Origin of the sequence: Bacillus sp. FSL W8-0519, assembly GCF_038005585.1 — a bacterium.
Taxonomy (GTDB): domain Bacteria; phylum Bacillota; class Bacilli; order Bacillales; family Bacillaceae_G; genus Bacillus_A; species Bacillus_A paranthracis.
This window is the reverse complement of record NZ_JBBOTL010000001.1, coordinates 486,679-502,597: the sequence shown is the minus strand read 5'-3', so window position 1 is coordinate 502,597 and position 15,919 is coordinate 486,679. Positions and strand designations below refer to the sequence as shown.

15 protein-coding genes and 1 pseudogene are annotated in these 15,919 nt (G+C 35.3%); 5 read left to right on the top strand and 11 right to left on the bottom strand.

The annotated features are described in order from the left end of the window. Positions 1–156: 156 nt before the first annotated feature. The 3 genes from NST14_RS02595 to nagE form a co-directional block, all read right to left on the bottom strand. Complete coding sequence (locus tag NST14_RS02595; RefSeq protein ID WP_074542686.1) at positions 157–972, bottom strand: sugar ABC transporter ATP-binding protein; 816 nt, start codon at positions 970–972, stop codon at positions 157–159. 84 nt (positions 973–1,056) lie between these two features. After that, a complete protein-coding gene (locus NST14_RS02590) occupies positions 1,057–2,298 on the bottom strand; it encodes a serine hydrolase domain-containing protein (protein ID WP_000349478.1) in 1,242 nt (413 codons plus the stop codon). 253 nt (positions 2,299–2,551) lie between these two features. Continuing rightward, positions 2,552–4,045: an N-acetylglucosamine-specific PTS transporter subunit IIBC gene (gene nagE / locus NST14_RS02585; RefSeq protein ID WP_000938883.1), complete on the bottom strand. Its 1,494-nt coding sequence runs from the start codon at positions 4,043–4,045 to the stop codon at positions 2,552–2,554. Positions 4,046–4,369: 324 nt separating this feature from the next. On the opposite strand from nagE, the gene glsA reads away from it, so the two are divergent. Together glsA and NST14_RS02575 are read left to right on the top strand one after the other, a co-directional pair. After that, a complete protein-coding gene (gene glsA / locus NST14_RS02580) occupies positions 4,370–5,299 on the top strand; it encodes a glutaminase A (RefSeq protein WP_001149849.1) in 930 nt (309 codons plus the stop codon). A 175-nt stretch (positions 5,300–5,474) separates the two neighbouring features. Further along, complete coding sequence (locus NST14_RS02575; protein WP_000766603.1) at positions 5,475–5,816, top strand: DUF3969 family protein; 342 nt, start codon at positions 5,475–5,477, stop codon at positions 5,814–5,816. Positions 5,817–5,839: 23 nt separating this feature from the next. Here NST14_RS02575 and NST14_RS02570 read toward each other — a convergent pair whose 3' ends face one another. Both NST14_RS02570 and NST14_RS02565 read right to left on the bottom strand, forming a co-directional pair. Beyond that, on the bottom strand, positions 5,840–5,998 hold the full coding sequence (locus NST14_RS02570; RefSeq protein ID WP_000532409.1) for a hypothetical protein: 159 nt from the start codon (positions 5,996–5,998) through the stop codon (positions 5,840–5,842). 114 nt (positions 5,999–6,112) lie between these two features. Then, the gene (locus NST14_RS02565) at positions 6,113–6,724 is read right to left on the bottom strand and encodes a manganese efflux pump (protein ID WP_000100725.1); all 612 of its coding nucleotides are present in this window, start codon (positions 6,722–6,724) and stop codon (positions 6,113–6,115) included. Between the two features lie 128 nt (positions 6,725–6,852). Here NST14_RS02565 and NST14_RS02560 point away from each other — a divergent pair, with 128 nt between their 5' ends. After that, complete coding sequence (locus tag NST14_RS02560; protein WP_001123717.1) at positions 6,853–7,506, top strand: helix-turn-helix domain-containing protein; 654 nt, start codon at positions 6,853–6,855, stop codon at positions 7,504–7,506. Between the two features lie 94 nt (positions 7,507–7,600). Here NST14_RS02560 and NST14_RS02555 read toward each other — a convergent pair whose 3' ends face one another. From NST14_RS02555 to NST14_RS02545, 3 genes are all read right to left on the bottom strand, one after another. Further along, positions 7,601–8,881, bottom strand: a complete 1,281-nt coding sequence (locus NST14_RS02555; protein WP_001001582.1) for an acetylornithine deacetylase — start codon at positions 8,879–8,881, stop codon at positions 7,601–7,603. Positions 8,882–8,976: 95 nt separating this feature from the next. Beyond that, positions 8,977–10,398, bottom strand: coding sequence for an amino acid permease (locus tag NST14_RS02550; RefSeq protein WP_000969259.1), 1,422 nt, complete (start codon positions 10,396–10,398; stop codon positions 8,977–8,979). A gap of 98 nt (positions 10,399–10,496) precedes the next feature. Next, positions 10,497–10,751: a biotin/lipoyl-containing protein gene (locus NST14_RS02545; protein WP_000859492.1), complete on the bottom strand. Its 255-nt coding sequence runs from the start codon at positions 10,749–10,751 to the stop codon at positions 10,497–10,499. Positions 10,752–11,025: 274 nt separating this feature from the next. Between NST14_RS02545 and NST14_RS02540 the strand changes: the two genes are divergently transcribed. After that, positions 11,026–12,429, top strand: a complete 1,404-nt coding sequence (locus NST14_RS02540) for a sigma-54 interaction domain-containing protein (RefSeq protein ID WP_001258439.1) — start codon at positions 11,026–11,028, stop codon at positions 12,427–12,429. A gap of 171 nt (positions 12,430–12,600) precedes the next feature. Beyond that, positions 12,601–12,798 carry a hypothetical protein gene (locus NST14_RS02535; RefSeq protein WP_061185485.1) on the top strand — a complete coding sequence of 66 codons (198 nt, stop codon included), beginning with the start codon at positions 12,601–12,603 and terminating at the stop codon, positions 12,796–12,798. 52 nt (positions 12,799–12,850) lie between these two features. Here NST14_RS02535 and truA read toward each other — a convergent pair whose 3' ends face one another. The 3 genes and pseudogenes from truA to NST14_RS02520 all read right to left on the bottom strand — a co-directional run bounded on the left by truA (position 12,851) and on the right by NST14_RS02520 (position 15,891). Further along, the gene (gene truA / locus NST14_RS02530) at positions 12,851–13,588 is read right to left on the bottom strand and encodes a tRNA pseudouridine(38-40) synthase TruA (protein ID WP_001067307.1); all 738 of its coding nucleotides are present in this window, start codon (positions 13,586–13,588) and stop codon (positions 12,851–12,853) included. 56 nt (positions 13,589–13,644) lie between these two features. Beyond that, positions 13,645–15,024 carry a 23S rRNA (uracil(1939)-C(5))-methyltransferase RlmD gene (gene rlmD / locus NST14_RS02525; protein WP_000615223.1) on the bottom strand — a complete coding sequence of 460 codons (1,380 nt, stop codon included), beginning with the start codon at positions 15,022–15,024 and terminating at the stop codon, positions 13,645–13,647. A 10-nt stretch (positions 15,025–15,034) separates the two neighbouring features. Further along, positions 15,035–15,891, bottom strand: a pseudogene (locus NST14_RS02520) (DNA-3-methyladenine glycosylase family protein). Positions 15,892–15,919 lie beyond the last annotated feature (28 nt).

Here is a 15,919-nt window from a genome sequence, read left to right as displayed (position 1 = left end):
CCTCCTATTATTTTTAAATTATAAAAATATATCCATACATCTTAATGTATACAAAGCAGACTCTTTTTGTGATAGGTAAGACATACATTTTTCAACGAAACAATATGTTCTAACAATAAAAAAGATAGATGGCATTCCATCTATCTTTTTTACCTCTTAATTTTTAATTGTAACTATCGCAGAGACACTGTAATAAACCGCTCGTGGTAATTCTGCCCGTTCACTTATAGAAGCTGTAACAAGTGAACCACCGCTTGCCGAGAAATACTTAACAGCTTCTAACGGAATACCATCTTCTTTCACATCAATATGCGTTCCATCTCGCCATTCTATTTTCTGCATTGTTGCTGAAAAGTCCCCAGTCACTTTACCAAATTCCTTACCATCCGATCCTAGAAAGATCCATTCCCACTTTTTTAAACTTAGTACTTGTTTCAACTCTCCTAATTTCTCTCCATCTACATTAGAAAAAATATAAAAGTTGCGTACTCCCATCTTCTTTTGAACACGCAATAATCTTTCTCCCGATTGATTATATAAATAAAATTGTTGCTTATGTAGTCCCTTAAAAAGAAAAGAGAGTACAGCTTGCCATACACTTTGAATAACAAAATCATACTCTTCTTTTAAAAATCCTACTGTATTTCCATCTAATCCAAAGTATGTAATTACTTGAAATACTCCTACCTCTTTGCGAACGACAAATTTTTGTTGCTCCAATAATTCAGAGGTCTCTATATTATAATGTTCCTGTTTGAGCATTTTTGATCTTCGTTTTTCTATAAAGCTATATATTAATAATCCAAATGCCGGTAGTACAACACCTATTAATTTCAGATTTTCTTTCTCCGAAGTGAATAGCATCCCTTTTTTATATTCCATCACTAATCCAATTGCGACGATAATCCATACAATAACAGATAAAAAAAAGATGCGCTTTGCATTACGTTCATGATGCTTATGTATACTCATACCCCTCCCCCTTTTCCATTTATTTCATTATCTCATTGCACATACACTTCCTCAATAAAAAAAACTACCCAAAAGGATAGTCTCTTACACTTCAATATTTCGTAACATCGTATAAATGTCATTATTCACTTTACCAAAAGATTTAATGTTGTTTTGAATGTTAGATAATAAAACAACATACACACTACCATTTTTACTAAATCCATTTAAACAGTTCCAGCCTGGCATTACACCGTGATTCGAATAACTTCCCGGGTCTACGTACCATCCAAACCCGTAATCTTTTTTTCCACCTGTAAACATTTGATCGTAGCTTTCTTTTGAAATCAACTTTCCAGAGAAGAGCGCTTCATTAAATAAATATAAATCATGGGCACTTGTATATATATCACCACAACCATAAAGTTGTGACATACTTGGAATATTAGGTGTTGTCATATTGTTATTTACTATTTTATAACCTGTCGATGGAAATCTCGTTTGTTCTAGCTCTCTACCAAAACCAGAATGTTTCATACCAGCAGTAGCAAAAATATGTTGTTTAATATACTCTTCTAACGGTTGTCCGCTTACCTTCTCAGCAATATAGGCAAGTATCGAATAGTTAGAATCGGAATACTTCCATTTCTCTCCTGGACTTCCAATACGCTTTTGCTTTCCTATTCGTTTTATCAATTCTTCATGAGAGATATCCTCTGTTCCCTGCTCGTACTCTGGAATTCCTGATGTATGTGTTAGTAAATGTTTTAACTGAATGCCATTACCTTGAGGGAAATCTGGAATATACTTCGCAATCGTATCCTCTACATTTAACTTATTTTGATCTTTTAATTGCATAATAGCAGTCGCTACAAAAGCCTTTGAAATAGAACCAATATAAAAAGTTGTCTCTGAATTATTCGGTACTTGTTTCTCTTTATTCGCCATACCGTATCCTTTATTCAAAAGAACCTTTCCGTTCTTCACAATAACCGCTGTCCCGCTAAATCCTGTTTTTTGCAAATATTGATCTAATTGAGCGTTTTCATTAATTTCTTGAGGTGGTCCCTCAGCAGGCTGTTCTGCAGCTTGTGCTTGCTTCACTTGTTCTTCCTGCTCTATTTGTTTTTTTGCTTCTTGCTTCTTTTTTTCTTCTTTCTTTTTTAGCTCTTCTTGTTTCTTCATTTCTGCTGCTACTTTTAAAGTTTCTTCTTTCTTATTATGCGCAACAATTTTTGTATACATGAAATATACAAGTGAAAATAGTAAGACGAGAATGATTGTTCTTTTTATGTATACAATCGGCCGACGTGATTTCCCATTCGCATTATTTTTTTCGTGATCCATGATTACTTTTTTCCCCTTATTCACCAATAATTTAATCTCTCTACTAAAGATTTATTTTAGTAGATTATGGATAATCCATTCTATGTCATCCCTACTTTATCACGCACTGCACATATTACCAACCTATATGTATAAAAAAGAAAAAGAAAATTTACAAAAGTAAGATTCCCGTTAAATTTTTAACATAAAAAAAGAGGATATCCTCTAAAAACTGATGTTATCAATCTTTTTGGATATCCTCTTATCTAATTATTTATACGTGTTTTTTCATATCATCGGCAACAGATTCAACATTTGTACCTACGATAACTTGGACACTCGTGTTACTTAATTTCATAACACCTTTTGCACCAGCACGTTTTAATGCTGCTTCGTTTACTTGACCAGCATCTTTCACTTGTAAGCGTAGACGTGTTGCACAGTTATCAATAACTGTTAAGTTTTCTTTTCCACCTAAAGCTGCTACGTAAGTTTCACCAATTGAACCTGCAACTGGAGCTTCTTCGCCTTCAGCCATTTCCTCTTCATCTTCACGACCAGGAGTTTTTAAGTCGAACTTCTTAATTAAGAAGTAGAATACTACAAAGTAAATTGCTGCGTAAATTAAACCGATTCCTGCTAGTAACAATGGTTTTGTTGCAATACCGAAGTTTAAGACGTAATCGATTGCCCCGGCACTAAATGAGAAACCATCATGAATGCCAAGTGTTGTTGTAATGAATAGAGACAGACCTGTTAATACAGCATGAATTCCATATAGTACTGGTGATAAGAACATGAATGAGAATTCAATTGGCTCTGTAATACCAGTTAAGAATGAAGTTAATGCTAGACCACCTAACATACCTGTAACCATTTTACGTTTTTCTGGTTTAGCAGCTGCAATCATTGCGAAACATGCTGCTGGTAAACCGAACATCATAACTGGGAAGAAACCAGTCATAAACATACCTGCTGATGGATCTTTTGCAAAGAAACGTGCAATATCACCATGAACGATATCGCCTGCTGCATTTGTAAAGTCACCAAGTACGAACCAGAAGTATGTGTTCATTACGTGGTGTAAACCAATTGGAATTAATAAACGGTTTAATAATCCAAATAAACCAGCACCAATTGAACCTAAGTTCACGATACCATGTGCCACTGCATCAATACCACTTTGAATTGTTGGCCAAATTTGACCGAATACCAATCCTAAAAGTAACATTACGATTGAAGTAATGATTGGTACGAAGCGTTTTCCTGCAAAGAATCCTAACCATTCTGGTAGTTTAATCTTATGGAATTTGTTGTATAATAATCCCGCAACAACCCCTGCAATAATACCACCGAGTATGGCCATGTTTATTTTTGGCGTTAACGCCGCTGCTTTTGAAACCTTTGTCATTGTATCTGCTAATTTAGTTGGATCTACTGAACCGACTAAATCTTGAACACTTTTTAATTTATCATTTAACTCTGCTGCTGAATACGTCTTACTTAGAGCATTCGTTGTATTTTGTAAAACAAGATATCCGATTGCTCCGGCAAGTCCAGCTGCTCCACTACCGTCAACAGACAAACCGATTGCAACACCAATTGCAAAAATAAGTGCTAAATTATCAAAAATTGCTGCACCGGCCTGTGCCATAACAGGAATGTTAAATACGTCTTCTTGTCCTAAACGAAGCAATAATCCTGCTGCTGGTAGTACGGCAATTGGAAGCATTAACGCTTTACCAATACGTTGTAGAAACTGCAACATTTTAATTCCCCCTATCAAATTTATGAAATCGTTATCATTATAAGTACGCCTTAGAAAACGCTTTCTATTTACATAACCATAATAACATATAGTTGTATAGATGTGTAGTTTTTATTTTTGAATTTTTTATGGATAAATCTCCTATTTCCAAACTGTTATATAAAAGGAAATTTCTCCTTTTTCACTACAGAATATTCAAAACGAAAGACCCTCTATAGAACATGCAACTTTCGTTTTATCATTCCACTTTTTCATGTTATTATTTATTTCCGAGCATATCGGGAAAAGTAAACTTAGTTAATTCGAAATAGGAGCGTTGGTACTATGCAGTGCATTGAAACAAACAACTTACAACAGTTGTTAGAACAAGTAAAACCATATACGAAAAAAGGAAAGCTTGCTACTTATATCCCCGAACTAGGAAATGCCAATCCAGATGATTTAGGGATTGCCATTTTTCATAAAGAAACAGAATACATCCATGCTGGCAACTCACAAACACTATTCACTCTTCAAAGTATTTCAAAAGTAATTACACTTGCACTTGCCCTTTTAGATCGTGGTGAAGAATATGTATTTTCTAAAGTTGGAATGGAACCAACCGGTGATCCATTTAATTCTATTATTAAATTAGAAACGACAAGTCCTTCTAAACCACTTAATCCAATGATTAATGCAGGGGCACTAGCCATTACAAGCATGTTAGCAGGAAAAGATAATGAAGAAAAAATGGATCGCATTCTTCATTTCGTACGTGAAATAACAGATAATCCTACTATTAATTATTCTTCTAAAGTTGCCAATTCAGAATTAGAGACAGCTTACTTAAATCGTTCACTTTGTTACTATATGAAACAAAACGGAATTATTGATTGTGATATCGAAGAACTGATGGATTTATACACTCGTCAATGTGCAGTTGAGGTAAACTGTATCGATTTAGCGCGTATCGGTTTAATTTTTGCGATGGATGGATATGATCCATATAAGGAAAAACAAATTATCCCTAAGCATATTACAAAGATTTGTAAAACATTTATGGTTACATGCGGTATGTATAACGAGTCTGGTGAATTTGCGATTCGTGTTGGTATTCCCGCAAAAAGTGGTGTAGCTGGTGGCATTTTCGGCTGTGTAAAAGGAGAAATGGGCATTGGTATTTTCGGACCAGCTTTAGATGCAAACGGAAATAGTATCGCTGGCTTTAAAATTCTTGAACTTCTTTCTGCCCAAGAAGGTTGGAGCATTTTTTAATTGAGAGCTATCCTGCTATACTAGCAGGATTTTTTCATTTCATAAAAACCTTAACTGTATCAACTATCCACGCCCGTACAAAAACCGTGCTGAAAGTTTCTCTATATCATGCATATTTGCTCCCCCCTCCTGAATAATATAGTACAACCTAGCGCTATATGTGGAGGTGTGAAAGATGAAACTAATATTTCAAATGGGAAAACAACCTGTTCTTGAAAAAACAATTCTTCTTTTTATATTGAGTATTGTAGAAAGCTTGAAGTTAAAAGTCGTTTCACTCGATGAAGCTCACCGATACATATTCAATTTAGAAGTACTTGAACTATTAATGGATCGGAACATCGATGATCAAGTACTGGAACTTATTCATTTCGGAATGGGACTTGAAGACATTCATCATGTGCTTCCTGAAGAACTTGAACATACAATTGAAGAATTAAAGTGGCTTTGTATCCAAGTATTAAGTGAGTACAGTATGCATGAAGAATCGGAACAATTAATTGAAGATATACGTTAAAAAAAGCACCTATGTAGGTGCTTTTAATGTTTTTTCAAACTATTTTTATACGCTTCAATATTTACTGGTAGCTCTTCCTCTTCCAAAGTATGTTCATTTACATCTTTATGAATGAACGCACCTTTAGGTGGTTGGTGATCATGCCCTTTTTTCTTATGATCAAATGCTTTCCCGCGTCCCATACAAATCCCCCTTTCTTAAAAGAAATCCGTATTAGTATGGAGAAAAGTACGTCGATATATGCAATCCCTTGCTGTATTTCCAAGGAAATACTCGAACCTTGTTTTCTACTCTCCTTACAACAACTGATCTATCCCGATAAGAATTAATAACACGCCCGCAATAACCGTAGCCCATTTCCCTAAGTATTCTGCTAAATATCGTTTTCCTACATACGCAAAACCACTTATGCAAATAAAACTAAACACCCCAGAAATAGTTGCTGTAAGCCAAAGGTTCAAGTTTGTTACTCCAGCATCAAATCCACCTGCAATATTATTAATAGACAACGCAATCCCTAAAACAATTGCTTCTGAAAAACTAATCGTTTTAGAACCATCAAAATCTGCTTTTTCTGGATCACGTAAAATTCCCATAAGTACATTACCATCTTTAGAGCCTACGGTATTTCTTTGCCCCAAGAAAGGCTGGCACAAAATAAACACACCGATTATCCCTAAAACGATTGCTCCAATCAAGTTTGCTGTAAACTCTGAAATAAATAACGCAATCCAGTTCCCAAAAAATCCAGCTAATAAAGTAAATAAAAAACCAAAAAATGCGATGATAAAATTGTTGAACCACGAAATTCTAATTTTACGAATGCCATATGCAATCCCAACACCTGCATTATCTAAATTAGAAGCAATCCCAATTAAAAAAATTGAAAATAGACCTGCCGTACTCATAAATAGCCACCCCTTTTTCTCACTTTTCAATGCATCTTATGAAAATGTTGAGCAACTGTGCCTGTCTGTTTCATATACATGTAATAAATGCTCAACATTTTTTCAACAATAAAAGGAGTGCCTTCGCTATGCCTAAAGAAAATCCAAATGAGCGGCTTAGTAGATTAATAAAAAAACTTTTAAAAGAACGTGCCTTATCTATGCGCCAACTCGGAATGCTTACAAATATTGATCCCGCAACAATCTCAAGAATTATGAATGGTAAACAACCGCCAAAACAAAAACACCTACAAAAATTCGCAGAATGTCTGCAAGTTCCACCCCAATTGTTATTTGATGAAATGTATCCGGATTCTCCTCACATTAATAAAGAAAAGACGGATATGTACACATCTCTTGATACAATTCAGCAAACGCTGCAATCCTCTAACTTATTCGATTTCGACTACACAACAACCCGCGTAAAACAAGAACTTGAAAACTATGAACGATATGCGCAAACAACAGAAGGTGAAAAACGTATTCATGAAAGTTTTGCAAGCAAGTTAGAACAAATTGATAGTGCTGGTCCTTTCATTGAACAATTAACGGATATGTATCAACAATTTTGCAATGAAACGATTCCAAAAGAAGAGCGTGCAGTCCTTGGCGGCGCATTACTGTATTTCATTTTATCGACAGATATTATTCCCGACTATCTCTTTCCAATTGGTTATTTAGATGATGCAATTGCTGTTGAATTAGCGAAAGAGAAATTAATTGAGCTAAAACGAAAGACATAGAAAAATAAAGAACTATTTCAGTTGTTTCTATCCAACTCTGAAATAGTTCACTAAAAAATCGTACAAGTATACATACCTGTACGATTTCAACATACTAATCTATTTTTTTCGTATGACACCATTCGTATATAAATGCTGTTATTACTTTTGTAAATTCAATTAACTGTTCTATTTCTACTTTCTCATTTATTGAATGAGCTTCCTCTAATGTACCTGGTCCGTAAATAACGGCCGGAATATGAAATTCACTAAACCAACCACCATCCGTTACCGTTGCAGACATATCTAAAATTGCATTTTTAGAAAGAATTGATTCGTGTACTAAGCTAAGCGTTTTTACAGCTGCATGTTCACTATCTATTTCTAAAGAAGGGAAAATTTCGCCACGATCCACAATCATTGATTCTCCGCCCCACTTAAAATGTGGTGGATTTTCAGTTAGCCATGGATCGGCAGCTGCCACTTTCCCAATATACTCTTCAATTTCTTTTATTATTTGTTCATGTGTTTCATTCGGATAAAAGTGTACTGTTATCCATAACCGGCACTCATCCGCAATAAATGCTGCATGTCTTCCGCCTTCAATAACAGCTGGATTAATTGTTGTTGTTCCAAATGGATAGCCTTCATATGTTTTCATAACTGCCCAGTGACGCTCTAATTCTTGTAAACTTTGCACAATTTTCATCATTTTTTCAATCGCGCTCGCTCCGAATAAACGACCCCCTGCATGGATCATTTGCCTACGTGTTGCATCATGAAACGTTTGCGGGCTTTTCACAGTAATCCACCCAGTAATTACGCCGCCCTGTCCTTGCATATGTAAATCACTCGTATCTACTACGACTGCAAAATCAGCATCATACCCTCTTTTGCAGCATTGAAGTGTACCCGCTTCTCCCACTTCTTCCCCAATTACGGATTGAAAGATTAGATCTCCAGGTAATTCAATACCAGCTTCTTGTAATAGCTGAATAGCAAATAGTGCCCCAGCCAGTCCCCCTTTCATATCTGCTGCACCACGTCCAACTAACCAACCATCTTTTATAAATGGCTCAAACGGATTCGTTTCCCACGCCTCACCTGCTGATATTTCCGCTACATCCATATGCCCATTAATAATAAGACTTTTATATGTGTCACTTTCTATCCCTTTTTTCACCCCAACAACGTTCGGATCATTCGGATATACATCCCATTTATCAACACTAAAATTTCGTTTTCTTAAAAACTGTGCAACAAATTCTTGCGCCTCATTTGTGTTTCTCGCCGGCGGTGCTGGTGTTTCAAAACGAATTAAGGTTTTTGTAAGCTCTAGTAACTCATCTTTTCGTAAATCAATCTGTTCTAATAGCTGTGAAACTTCTTCATTCATCGCTAATCCCCCTTTGCATACATAGTATGTTTCCAGCTTTATTTTCACAAAAAAAGAGACTGTTTACAATTTTACAGTCTCCAAATTACTCAATATTATAAACTTTCTACTTCTGTTGTATCTGTCTTTTCAATATGTTCTACTTTATGTGCCTTATTTCTTGTCGCACGGTAAAACAGTAAGCAAACAATCATAAATGGAATTCCACAATACAATGCCATTCTTTGTTCTGGAATAAAGGCCATACCTACAATTACCGTTATATTTAATACTAACGCAAGCAGTGGAACGAATGGATACAGCGGTGTTTTAAATTTCAAGTCTTTCACATCTCCGCCCTGCTTTATATATGACCTTCTAGCTAATAAGTTAGATAGAGCAATAGATGCCCAAACTAATATCGCTCCGAACCCAGCAATAGAAAGTAGCCATAAATAAACTGTATCTTCCGCATAAATACCTGATAGTAATGAAAGGCAACCTACAATTGTACTTACAATCAATGCATAAATAGGAACACCATTTTTAGATAACTTACCAAAAATCGGACTAATCATTCCTTGATTAGACATAGACCATAGCATACGAGAAGTTGCATATAATCCTGAATTCGCAACGGATAGAACCGCTGTAATAATAACGAAATTGATAATATCGGCTGCATAAGGAATACCAATTTTATCAAATACAACTACAAATGGACTTTCTATTACTCCCGCCTGTTGCCAAGGGAATAATCCTGCAAGAATGAAAATAGATAATACAAAGAACACGAGTATACGCCAAACTGTATTATTAATTGCCTTCGGAATTGTTTTCTCTGGATTTTCACTCTCACCTGCTGCAATACCGACTAGTTCTGTTCCTTGGAAGGAAAAGTTAACAGCAATCATCGTAATTAAAATAGCGGATAATCCATTTGGAAACAATCCACCATAATCAGTAAAACTAGAGAACATTGGTGCTGGTTCATTTCCTTTCATATCTAGAAAACCAAACATCGCTGCCCCGCCCAAAATAATAAATGCAATGATTGTAATGACTTTAATACTTGCAAACCAAAATTCAACTTCTGCAAAACTTCTTGAAGATAACGCGTTAATAGCAAAAAGTAGTACCGCAAACACTACGCACCAAACCCAAGACGGTACATCAGGAAACCAGCGTTTCATTAAAATACTAACTGCAATTAGTTCAATACCTATTGTAGCCGACCAGTTTAGCCACGACATCCATCCGACTACATAACCCGCTGCAGGGGAAATATGCTTTGTCGCATACGTTTGATAAGATCCTGCGTCAGGCATCGCAACAGCTAATTCTCCGAGACAGAGCATCGTTAAATACATAACAAATCCTCCAACAAGATAAGCTACAATCGCTCCTCCAGGCCCAGCTTCATGAATTGTATACCCCGATCCTAAAAAAAGTCCGGTACCAATAACTCCTCCAAGTGCAATCATAAATATGTGTCTGCTTTTCAATTCCCTTTTTAATCCTTGGTTTTGATCCATCATACAAATCCCCCCTTTTCCCTTTGGAAACCCATTTCATGTAAGCGTTTTTATTTTTTTTATACGAAAAATAATTATTGAAAAGAGCAAAATACATAGTATTAATCACTACCTGTTATTAAAAGATCATCCCTCACTGTTATTAATAACTTTTTATCAGCGATAGCTTGTCCTTCTACTACTTCTAATGACTCGATATACCCACTGATTCCTACCTTAATTTCTACTTTCTGTTTATCTATTGTTTCAATTAACGCTAATTTCTCCCATTCGTATACGTAAGAACTTTCCGTAACAAATAACTTCTCAACTTTCCCGTAACAAGGACTATACACGCCTTCTATAACCGTCTTCACTTTATACACTCCTCCTTCTTATTAATTGGTACTGAAACGTTGCATATCCCTCCTTTAGAGATTTCAACTATTCTTTATGCAAAATGCGTACCAATCTTAAATTCCTATTTAAAATGAGGGTTCCTCACAAAAAAATCTTCATAACCGCAAATTTTTTCTACCGTGTAAAAAGTTTTAAAAGGAAAATCGCAAAAAAATTTTGCGGTTTTATAAGAATTTTAATAAAATTATAAAAAGTCAGTCTTCATAGGGTGAAATGAGGAGAAGATAATCTATGCGTACAGAAGAAATTAATTTGAAACAGATCATTGAAATGAATATGCTATATGAAACTTTGCTCAATGAACTCGATATCGGGATTCATATTATTAATGAGGAAGGTAAAACGATTATCTATAACCGTAAAATGATGGAAATTGAATCAATGGAGCGCTCAGATGTGCTATATAAAAGTCCTTTAGAAGTATTCGCATTTGAGGAAAATAAAAATAGTACTCTTATAGAAGCATTAAAATTAGGAAAAACAAACAAAAATATAAAACAAACTTATTTTAACAATAAAGGGCAAGAAATTACAACGATTAACAATACTTTCCCTATAATAGAAAATGGAAAAATTAAAGGCGCTATTGAAATTTCAAAAGAGATTAGCAATTCTAAACAAACAATGAAAACAAACCTTTCCCGAAAACAAAATAATAAGTTTACCTTTGATCACATAATTGGTGATTCTGAAGCCATTCAATCAATCATTGCGGAAGGAAAAAGGGTCATTCGTACATCCTCCTCTATACTTCTCGTAGGAGAGACAGGCACTGGGAAAGAACTATTTGCACAAAGTATCCATAATGAAAGCCAGCGTTCAGGCAAACCATTTATTTCACAAAACTGTGCCGCTATACCTGATACGTTAATGGAAAGTTTATTATTTGGTACGAACCGAGGTGCATTTACAGGAGCTATCGATAAAGCCGGTTTATTTGAAGAAGCGAACGGAGGAACTTTGTTATTAGATGAGATCAATTCGTTAAGTCCAGCACTTCAAGCGAAGTTACTGCGGGCTATACAAGAAAAAACAATACGAAGAGTCGGAGGCACACAAGAAAAAGAAATTGATGTTCGCATTATAGCAACTATTAATGAAGACCCTCTTGAAGCTATTACAAACAATCGATTACGGGAAGACTTATATTACCGATTAAGCGTCGTTACTTTATGCCTCCCGCCGTTACGCGAACGAAAAGAAGATATTCCCGCTCTTGTTCAGCACTTTATCGAAAAGTACAACATTCAATTTGAACTTAGCGTAACAGATATAGATGTACATGTAAGAGAATTCTTGTATGCATATGATTGGCCCGGAAATGTACGAGAATTGGAACATATCATTGAAGGTTCAATGAACTTGGTTGAAGATGAAAATATTATTACAGCGTTTCATCTTCCCACTCGCTTTCGCGAACGAATAAAAAAAGAATTCAATACGCAACCTTTCCTAACTAATAACGATACTGATACACCTAAAACATTAAAACACACAATAGAAGCAATGGAAAAGAACTACATCAATCAAATTCTAAAAGAATATCACGGTAATATCTCACAAGCTGCAAAGTTTTTAGGATTAAGTAGACAAAACTTACAATATCGAATTAAAAAACTGCATTTACACATATAAAATAAGACTTTAATCAGTGGCGGTTTTGTCCATCTTCGACTGATGACTAGCCCTCACCAATTAGTCTTTTATTGCCTATTAAAACGGGATCAATCTGTTTCCAAGTACAAATAAAAAATTGGTAAAATATGATATAATTAACATATAACATACTTGAAAGGAATGATATATATGAGTAGTAATACAAAGTTAAAGTTATTACAATACTTAGCCTTTTTCCCTACCATTTTATGTATGATGTTACTCATTGATATAAATGCCTATCCTTATGCAAAGCTACTAGCAACACTTAGCGGCTCTTTTGCAGCTATTATGCTTGCTGCTTTTTGGAATTTGAAGATACGTATGAAGAAAGAAAGATCTTCTTAACGCTAAAGCATAAAAAAATCGAGCCTACACAGCTCGATTTTTTTACTGATTATTAAAACTCAACATTCTCCAAATACAAACCACTTGCCTCAGCAAGGCAATTAATCTGATTACGTTGTTTCGCCTCTAAAATGTGTGGAATCGCCTCTGCATCTAATTGTCCTAATCCAACTTCAATTAATGCTCCAACAATTTTTCGTACCATGTTATGAAGGAATCCGTTACCACTTACTCTAATTTGTACAAATCCTGCCTCTTCCATCACATCAAGTGTATATACTTCTCGCACCATAGACTTTTTCTTTGATTTTGCATTTGAAAAAGCAGTAAAGTCATGTGAACCAACTAAATGTTTCGCAGCTTCTTTCATGCTTTTCACATTTAATTTTTTATTCACATGCATGCTGTATTTACGCATAAATGGGTTCGTATGCTCTTCATTCCAAATTTTATACAGATATGTTTTTGCTTTAGAATTGTAACGAGCATGGAATCGATCATGTACTTCTTCCACATTTGTAATGCTAATATCATTTGGCAAATATTGATTTAAATATTTTTTTACTTTATGTTCCACTAACTTCTCATCACTTTGAAAGTTAGCAACTTGATTCAAAGCATGTACACCAGCGTCTGTTCTACTACAACCGATAATTTCAATTTCTTTTCCGACCATTTCGGAAATGACACTTTCGATTTTTCCTTGAATCGTATTATCGTTATTACCGAGACGTTGCCATCCTTTAAAACGTGCACCATCGTACTGAATCGTTAATTTATAATTGTTCATTTTATTCTCCTTCATAGAAAATATTCCCTCATATCGTGAGGGAATATAAATACACTTTACTTTCTAACAAGCTTCACTACATTTTCTACATGAGCTGTATGCGGGAACATATCAACTGGTTGTACATATTCCACTTCATAGCTCTTCATTAACGCTTGTACATCACGTGCTAATGAAGAAGGGTTACAAGATACGTAAACAACTTGTTTCGGCTTCACTTTTAAAATTGTTTCCAGTAATTTATCATCGCAACCTGTACGAGGTGGATCGACAACAATTACATCTGGACGCCATCCTTCTTTTACCCATTTCGGTAGCCATTGTTCAGCTTTACCTGCTTCATATTTCGTATTTGTAAATCCGTGACGCTTCGCATTTTTTCTTGCGTCTGCAATTGCTTCTGGAATTACATCCATACCACGTACTTCCGCTGCATCATTTGCAAGCCAAAGTCCGATTGTACCAACACCACAATACGCATCTACAATTTTCTCATTGCCAGTTAAAGCAGCGGCTTTTTTCGCTTCATTGTATAAAACAACCGTTTGTTCTGGATTCAACTGGAAGAATGCACGTGCTGATAATTCAAATGATAAATCACCAAGTGTTTCTTGAATTACTTCTTTTCCAGCTAATTTAAATGTTTTATCACCGAAAATAACAGATGTTTTACGCCAGTTTACATTTTGCATAATTGATTTAACAGCTGGCATCTGTTTTTGTACTTCTGCAATAAATTGTTCTTTATTTGGCAACTCTTCTTTTGTTGTAATAAGTGTAACTTGTACTTCCCCTGTTTGAACTGCAGTACGTGTCACAATTGTACGTACTAAACCTTTTTGTTTTTTCTCATTGTAAATAGAAACATTTAATTTTTCTAAAATACGTCTTACAACTTTTGTCGCTTCATTCGTTGCTTTATGTTGAATCATACAATGAGCAATATCAATTAACTGATGTGAATTTTGTTTATACAGTCCTGTAATAACCTTTTCGTCTTTACGCCCCACTTGTAGTTGACTCTTATTACGATAATGCCATGGATTTTCCATGCCAAGCGTCGGACGAATTTTCTCTTCCAAACCGTTGTTCATATACTTCTGGAATGCTTGTACAACGATATCACGCTTTTGATTTAATTGTTCTTTATAGTCTAAATGTTGCAATTGGCAACCGCCACACTCTTCATATACCGGACATGGTGCTTTCACACGATGTGGTGAAGCTTTACGAACTTTTTTCACTTTCGCTTCAGCGAAGCCACGCTGAATTTTCGTTGTTTCTGCAACAACTTCTTCTCCTGGTAATGCCCCTGGAATGAAAACAACTTGTCTCTTAAAATAACCAACGCCTTCTCCGTTAATCCCAAGACGTTTAATTGTCACAGGGAACGTTTGACCAACTTCCAACTTACTCTCATGTTGCTTTTGTATCATTATTACACCTCTACTCTATACTTTTCCATAAATATAACGCTGCATAACTGCAGTATGGTTCACACTCTTGTTTCACTTTTTCTAAAAATGCATCATCAGGCTTATCATCTAATTGAAATACACCTTGTACTGCACGCTGAATCCCAATGTCCGCTTTCGGAAACATGTTTTTCCGTCCAAGCCCAAACATTAAAAAATTTTGCACTGTCCATGTACCAATCCCCCTAATTGGTAACAATTGTGCTGAAATCTCTTCTTCCGCCTTGGTTTCTATACTCGCTAAATTTAATGTACCGCTGGCAATACTTCGACCTAATCCTACTATATATTCAGCCTTTCGCTGACTAAACTTCTGCTCTCTCAATTCCTCTATTGAAATATTTGCTACTATTTCTGGAGTGGGGAAAAAGAATACACCGTTCTTTTCTGTTCCATATCGTTTCACAAACTGTTCTGTTAACACAGTAGCAAATTTATTTGTTGATGAATGATACAGCGAAGAAGACAAGCAAAATAATCAAATTCTAAAATAATTGGAGTATAAGCATATGTTTCAAATAGTGGACGTAATGATGTGTTTAAAAAATGATTTTGTATATCTTGAAACGGTTCATTCCAATGAAAAATGGCCCTCATTCGTTTCATAACTTTCTCTGGATCTCCTGTCTGACTAGAAATCCAAAACTGTGGATTTTGAACAGTACCAATCCCTTGCAGGCGAACAACAATCTGTTCCTCGTCTATACAAAGCGGGACATAAATAACTTTCTCATCTAATTGAATGACGTTAAGAGGATCAAAAGATAAACGTTTTAATACTTCTTCAAAATGATACGGATACTCTAACGTAACATGTTCGCTCCACATACGTTTCCCCATCCTTTTTACACATCAT

Excerpts from the sequence above, each read along its gene's own strand:
- truA (WP_001067307.1), bottom strand. The coding sequence starts at position 13,588 with ATGAACAATTATAAATTAACGATTCAGTACGATGGTGCACGTTTTAAA.
- NST14_RS02575 (WP_000766603.1), top strand. The coding sequence starts at position 5,475 with ATGAAACTAATATTTCAAATGGGAAAACAACCTGTTCTTGAAAAAACA.
- NST14_RS02555 (WP_001001582.1), bottom strand. The coding sequence starts at position 8,881 with ATGAATGAAGAAGTTTCACAGCTATTAGAACAGATTGATTTACGAAAA.
- glsA (WP_001149849.1), top strand. The coding sequence starts at position 4,370 with ATGCAGTGCATTGAAACAAACAACTTACAACAGTTGTTAGAACAAGTA.
- NST14_RS02550 (WP_000969259.1), bottom strand. The coding sequence starts at position 10,398 with ATGATGGATCAAAACCAAGGATTAAAAAGGGAATTGAAAAGCAGACAC.
- nagE (WP_000938883.1), bottom strand. The coding sequence starts at position 4,045 with ATGTTGCAGTTTCTACAACGTATTGGTAAAGCGTTAATGCTTCCAATT.
- NST14_RS02565 (WP_000100725.1), bottom strand. The coding sequence starts at position 6,724 with ATGAGTACGGCAGGTCTATTTTCAATTTTTTTAATTGGGATTGCTTCT.
- NST14_RS02595 (WP_074542686.1), bottom strand. The coding sequence starts at position 972 with ATGAGTATACATAAGCATCATGAACGTAATGCAAAGCGCATCTTTTTT.
- NST14_RS02540 (WP_001258439.1), top strand. The coding sequence starts at position 11,026 with ATGCGTACAGAAGAAATTAATTTGAAACAGATCATTGAAATGAATATG.
- NST14_RS02560 (WP_001123717.1), top strand. The coding sequence starts at position 6,853 with ATGCCTAAAGAAAATCCAAATGAGCGGCTTAGTAGATTAATAAAAAAA.
- NST14_RS02535 (WP_061185485.1), top strand. The coding sequence starts at position 12,601 with ATGAGTAGTAATACAAAGTTAAAGTTATTACAATACTTAGCCTTTTTC.
- NST14_RS02590 (WP_000349478.1), bottom strand. The coding sequence starts at position 2,298 with ATGGATCACGAAAAAAATAATGCGAATGGGAAATCACGTCGGCCGATT.
- rlmD (WP_000615223.1), bottom strand. The coding sequence starts at position 15,024 with ATGATACAAAAGCAACATGAGAGTAAGTTGGAAGTTGGTCAAACGTTC.
- NST14_RS02570 (WP_000532409.1), bottom strand. The coding sequence starts at position 5,998 with ATGGGACGCGGGAAAGCATTTGATCATAAGAAAAAAGGGCATGATCAC.